Source organism: Sandarakinorhabdus rubra (genome assembly GCF_010994245.1).
GTDB classification, from domain to species: Bacteria; Pseudomonadota; Alphaproteobacteria; order Sphingomonadales; family Sphingomonadaceae; genus Sandarakinorhabdus; species Sandarakinorhabdus rubra.
Genome location: NZ_WMHO01000162.1, coordinates 1 through 6,073 on the forward strand (window position 1 = coordinate 1; position 6,073 = coordinate 6,073).

Here is a 6,073-nt window from a genome sequence, read left to right on the forward strand (position 1 = left end):
TGGATGGCGCCGCGCCGGCCTCGGTCGCGAGCGCCTGCGCCAGTTGCCGCACACGGGCCAGATCACCGCGCGCCAGCGCGTCCCGGGCGGCAAGAGCGATGCGGCTGGTCATGGCGCTCTGGTGCGGCGCCGGATGCGGCGGTGTCAACCGCTGCCTGCCCGTATCGGGCATCGGCCGGCTACGCGCCATGACGTATGTGTGCTATCCAGCATCGTTGCGAGAAGCATGAACAGGCCATGGCTGAGGGGTTATGACGGCAGTGCGCGCGACGTTGATGCGATATTTCCAGCCAGCCGCGCTGCTGGGCATCCTGGCGCTGTGGTGGCTGCTGCCCGAGGCGCAGGCCAGCGACCCCTTCACGCTGCTGATCGCCGTGCTGGCCACCCCGCTGGTGGTGCTGGCACTGGAATGGGTGAGCGAGCGTCACGCCGCCTGGCGGATGACCTGGTATGAACTGGCGCACGACCTGTTCTTCGTCGTGCTCAGCTTCACGGCCGTGCGCTTCTGCATCGACCATCTGGCCGAAGCCGGGATCGCCGAGGCCAAGGCCAGCCTGGGCCTCCAGACGCTGTGGCTGCAGCAACTGCCGTTCCCGGTGCAGGTGGCGATGGTGCTGGTGCTAATCGAATATGGGCAATACTGGATGCACCGGGCCATGCACAACTGGCATCCGCTGTGGCTTACCCACGCCCCGCACCATCATCTCACCCAGTTGAACGCGCTGAAGGGCGCGGTGGGCAACCCGGTGGAACTGTTCCTGATCGGCCTTTCGATCGTCGGCCTGTTCGATTTCTCGCTCACCGCGGTGTTCTGTGCAGCGCATATGCTGGCGGCGATCGGCAGCTTTGCGCACGCCAATGTGCGCTTCGATCCGCCGCGCTGGTACAGCTTCCTGTTCACCACCATCGAGCATCACAGCCTGCACCACAGCCTCGATTATGAGGCGACGCGCAGCAACTATGCCAATTGCCTGATCCTCATCGACCGGCTGCACGGCACCTTCCGCGCCGGCGAAGGCGTGCTGCTGGGCCAGGAGGGCGGCCGCCTCACGGTGGGCGGCATCATGCTCTACACCTTCATGCCGATCATCAATGCGCTGCGCGGCGGCCGGCGCCCCGCGTAGGACCTAGCGCCGGCGCCGGCCACCAGATCAGCGTCTTCACGTCATGGGCGCTGGTCCACACGCCTTCGGGCGTGAAGCGGATGGCGCCGCTGCCCACCGGCTTGCCCACCCGCGCCAATATGGCCAGCGTGGCCGCGTCGATCGCCACATATTCCTGATCATCGGTGGTGCGCAGCCACACCCGGCCGGCGCCGGTGTCGATGTCGCCATATTTGAGGTTGGCGCCCACCTTGACGAGGCCGGTGACGGCGCCCGTCGCCGGATCGATGCGGGCCAGCGTGCCCTCGCCCTGTTCCTGCACCCACACCGCGCCCTCGCCAGCGGCCAGGAAGCCCGGCTGCCTGCCGAGCAGGGTGCGCTGCGTCACGCGGTTGGTGGCGGGATCGATGCGCAGCAAGGTCTGGGTGGCGGCGCTCACCGCCCACAGCGCGTCGTGGCCGAACGCCAGGTAGGAGGTGCCGGGATCGGCCTTGATGCGCGCCACGATCTGGCCGCTGGCAGGGTCGACCCGCGCCACCTCGCCGGCGGCAGCGCTGGCCACCCACACCGAACCGGCGCCGGCCACCACGTTCAGCTCGCCCGACTTGTCGGCAATGCCGGTTTCAACCGTGAGCGTGCGGGTCGCGGTTGCGGTGTCGATGCGGTGGATGGCGCCGGCGGTGCAGTCCGCCACCCACAGGTTGCCGCCCGTGATGGCCATGGCCCCGCAGGGCCTTGCGAGTGCAACGCTGGCCACCAGGCCTTCCCTTGTCCAATGCTCGACCCGGCCGCGGTTGGTCATCCACACGCCGGGGCCATCGACCACCAGGAAGTCGCCGAAATCGGGCACGGTCAGCACCTGCGGTGCCTGCGCGCTGGCGGCGCTGGACAGGCTGGCGGCAAGGCTGCCCGTAAGCAGGGCTGCAAGCGCGGGTTTCATCATCATGGCCTCCCGATCAGGCGGTGCGCTGGGCGATATAGGCGCGCCAGCCGCCCAGATGCGTGATGTCCTCGGCGCCGGTCAGCGCGCGCGGCTCGGCGACGAAGCCCTTGACCTGGCTGCCATCGGCCAGGGTGACGGTGCCGATAGCCAGCGGCGGCGGCACGTCGACGACAAAGCTGCCGAACTCGGCCACGCCCAGCTCATAGACCTCAACCTTGATGGCGGCACCATCACCGCTGAAGACCAGCGCCGGCTTTGGCGGCGTCGAATCGGCCATGGCATAGAGGCGATAGCTGGGCGCGGTCTCGAAGGCGCCAACGAACGTGGCATTGCGCGAGGTCAGCTGCCAGTGCAGCGGCATGTCCTTCAGATGGGCGCCGACAACGGCCAGCTTCACGGTCTGCATCTTGCCCTCCAGGTCGAGCGGTGGTGGTGATGGATGGCCACTGGCGGCGGCCCAGCGCTCAGCCAGGTCGATCAGCGCGAGGTCCGTATCGGCCGGGCCGATGAAGCTGAGGCCGTAGCCCACGCCGCTAGCCTTCACGCCCGCCGGCACCGCGATGGCCGCCATGTCGAGCAGGTTGACGAAGTTGGTGTAGCGGCCAAGGTTGCTGTTGAGCGCCACCGGGCTGGCCAGCATCTCGGCCACGCGATAGCTGGTCGGCGTGGTCGGAAAGGCCAGCACGTCGATCCCGTCCCACATCAGATCGGCCTGGCGCTTGATGGCGGCCAGGCGATAGGTCGCGTTCCACAGATCGACCGCGCTGTGCTGCCAGCCCTGCTCCACCACGGCGCGCACGGTGGGATCGATGGCATCGGGGTTGCTGGCCAGCATGCCGGCCATGGCCGCGGTGCGTTCGGCCACCCACGGCCCGCCATAGAGCAATTGCGCAGCCTCCAGCAGCGGCGCGATGTCGATCTCGACGATCTCGCCCAGCCCGGCCAGCGTTGCCATGGCCCGGTCGTGCAGGAAGGCGGCTTCGGTGTCGCCGAACCAGTTCAGCTGGTCCGCGCGCGGCACGCCGAACCGGCGCGGGGTGAGCGCGCGGGTTGCGAGCGGGCGGGAATAATCATCGCCCGCATCGAAACCGGCGATCACGCTGTCCAGCAGCCGCGCATCAGCCGGCGTGTCGGTGAACACGGTGATGCAATCGAGCGTGCGGCAGGCCGGCACCAGCCCGCGCGTGCTCCAGCGGCCGCGCGTCGGCTTGAAGCCGATGAGATGCTGGAACGCCGCCGGCACCCGGCCCGAGCCGGCCGTGTCGGTGCCCAGCGCGAAGGGGACCAGCCCGGCCGCGACCGCCACCGCCGAACCGGAGCTGGAGCCGCCGCTGACCCACGCCAGATTGTGGACGTTGCGCGGGGCACCGTGCGGGCTGCGGGTGCCGTTGAGGCCTGTGGCGAACTGGTCGAGATTGGTCTTGCCCGCACAGATGGCGCCAGCCGCCGCCAGCCGTTCGATCACCGTGGCCGATTGCTCGGGGTGATAGGCAAAGGCCGGGCAGGCCGCCGTGGTGGCGAGGCCAGCCACGTCGATATTGTCCTTGGCGGCATAGGGCACACCGGCCAGCGGCAGCACCTCGCCAGCCGCAATGCGGGCATCAACGGCGTCCGCTGCTGCAAGCAGCACGTCCGGCGCGGCGCGGGCAATCCAGGCCTGCGGCTGCACCGCGTCATAGGCCGCGATGCGGGCCAGCGTCGCTTCCATCACGGCGCGGGCGCTGGTGGCCCGGCTGGCGACGGCCTCGGCGATGACGGAGACATGCTGGCGGGTCATGCAGTCCTCCTGAGGGCCAGCATCGGCGCCCCGGGCTGCACGGCGCGGCCTTCGGCGAGATAGAGGGCAACCACGGTGCCCGCTGCCGGACTTTCGACCGGACACTCCATCTTCATCGCCTCGATGATGGCGATGGTGTCGCCGGCCGCCACCGTGTCCCCCGGTGCCACCAGCAGCTTCCAGACATTGCCGCCGAACGGCGATTCAACGAGATCGCTGCCGTCCGGCACGGCGATGGCTTCCGCCGGGCCTGAGTCGTCCGCCTCGGCGCTGGCGATGCGGTCGAACTCGCCGCTGGCCTGCCAGGCAGCGCGCTCGTCGGCAAAGGCGGCTTCGCGCACCGCCTGGAATTCGGCGATCGCGGCCGCGTTGTCAGCCAGGAAACGGCGGTAGTCGGACAGGCGGAACTCGCCATGCTCGATCCGCGGCGCGCGCCGGCCCATTGGCATGTCGCGGCGCCACTCGGCCAGTTCCTCGGCGCTCACCTTGTAGAAGCGGATCTGGTCGAAGAAGCGCAGCAGCCAGGGCTTGCCGTCGGTGAAGGCGCCAACCTGGCGATAGGTGTTCCACACCTGCACGGTGCGGCCAAACAGCTGGTAGCCGCCCGGCCCTTCCATGCCATAGATGCACATGTAGGCGCCGCCGATGCCCACCACGTTGGGCGGGGTCCAGGTGCGGGCCGGGTTGTACTTGGTGGTGACCAGCCGGTGGCGCGGATCGACCGGCGTTGCCACCGGCGCGCCGAGATAGACATCGCCCAGCCCCAGCACCAGGTAACTGGCATCAAAGATCAGCCGTTCCACGGCGTCGGCATCGGCAAGGCCGTTCACCCGCCGGATGAACTCGATATTGTCCGGACACCAGGGCGCATCGTCGCGCACCACGGCCATGTATTTCTCGATCGTCTCGATGGTGGCCGGATCGCGCCAGCTGAGCGGCAGGTGGACGGTGCGCGACGGGATGGAGAATTCTTCCAGCGCGCCAAGCCGCTCCTCGGCCGCCATCAGCGCCGCCAGCGCTCCGGCCTGGGTCAGCGACTGTCCATCGAAATGCAGCTGCAGCGATCGGATGCCGGGCACCAGATCGATGACGCCTGGCAGCGCCTGCTGCTCCAGTTCGGTGAGCAGCGCATGGACCCGGATACGCAGCTCCAGATCCAGCGTGATCGGGCCATATTCCACCAGGATGTTGCGATCACCCTGTGCGCGATAGACGGTGCGCGGGCGCGTGCCTTCGGCTGGGATCTCGGCAAGGATCGGCGACAGGCCGGCGATGTCGCGGGCCGGGCCATCGGGCATCGGCGTGCCATTGGCCAGCAGCGCGGCAACGGCCGCATCGGCGGCCTGCGCATCAGCCAGCGTCACGGGCACGAAGCGCAGCCGGTCACCGGGCGCCAGCTGGCCGATCTTCCAGCGATCGGCCGCGATCACCACGAACGGGCAGACAAAGCCGCCCAGCGACGGCCCGTCGGGTCCGAGGATGATCGGCATGTCGCCGGTGAAATCGACCGCGCCGATGGCATAGGCATTGTCGTGGATGTTAGACGGGTGCAGCCCGGCCTCGCCGCCATCTCGCCGGGCCCAGTGCGGCTTCGGCCCCACCAGCCGGACGCCCGTGCGGTTGCTGTTGTAATGCACCTGCCAGGCCGTCTCGACGATCGTGCCGATATCGTCTGTCGTGAAGAAATCGGGTGCGCCGTGCGGGCCATAGATCACCCGCACCTGCCATTCGGCCGGCAGCGCCGGCAGCGGCGCCGAAGCCAGAGGCTGGGTGGTGGGCGCATCAGCGAGGTGCAGCACGTCGCCGGCCAGCAGCCGGCGGGCGCCATGGCCGCCGAAGCCGCCCAGATCGAAGGTCGCGACACTGCCCAGATAGGGCGCGATGTCGAAACCGCCGGCGACCAGCAGATAGCCGCGCAGGCCGCCGCCCTGGGCACGACCCATGGCCAGCACCTGCCCGGCCGCGACTGCCAGCGCCTGGCCGCGCGGCACCGGCACGCCATCCAGCGTCGCGCCGAAATCGGCGCCCATCAGGCAGATGCGTGTGGGCGCCGCAAAGCTCAACGTTGGCCCGGTGACGGTGATCTCAAGGCCGGCAGTGCCCTCTTCATTGCCAAGCAGCCGGTTGCCGAGCCGGAACGACAGATCGTCCATCGGGCCCGACGGCGGCACGCCCACCGCCCACAGGCGCTGGCGGCCCGGCCAGTCCTGCACGCTGGTGGCAGTGCCGCCGGCCAGCACGCGGATGCAG

At 69.3% G+C, this 6,073-nt stretch carries 4 protein-coding genes; 1 reads left to right on the plus strand and 3 read right to left on the minus strand.

All coding sequences use genetic code 11. The features are described from left to right. Positions 1-251 precede the first annotated feature (251 nt). On the plus strand, positions 252-1,124 hold the full coding sequence (locus GJV64_RS10375; protein WP_164157162.1) for a sterol desaturase family protein: 873 nt from the start codon (positions 252-254) through the stop codon (positions 1,122-1,124). Here GJV64_RS10375 and GJV64_RS10380 read toward each other — a convergent pair. The 3 genes from GJV64_RS10380 to GJV64_RS10390 form a co-directional block, all read right to left on the minus strand. After that, complete coding sequence (locus tag GJV64_RS10380) at positions 1,090-2,043, minus strand: Vgb family protein (RefSeq protein ID WP_164157165.1); 954 nt, start codon at positions 2,041-2,043, stop codon at positions 1,090-1,092. The genes GJV64_RS10375 and GJV64_RS10380 overlap by 35 nt on opposite strands. Positions 2,044-2,059: 16 nt before the next feature. Further along, the gene (gene atzF, locus GJV64_RS10385) at positions 2,060-3,823 is read right to left on the minus strand and encodes an allophanate hydrolase (RefSeq protein ID WP_164157163.1); all 1,764 of its coding nucleotides are present in this window, start codon (positions 3,821-3,823) and stop codon (positions 2,060-2,062) included. Further along, on the minus strand, positions 3,820-6,073 hold a 2,254-nt coding region (locus tag GJV64_RS10390; RefSeq protein WP_164157164.1), incomplete at its 5' end, for a 5-oxoprolinase/urea amidolyase family protein. The genes atzF and GJV64_RS10390, both read right to left, overlap by 4 nt.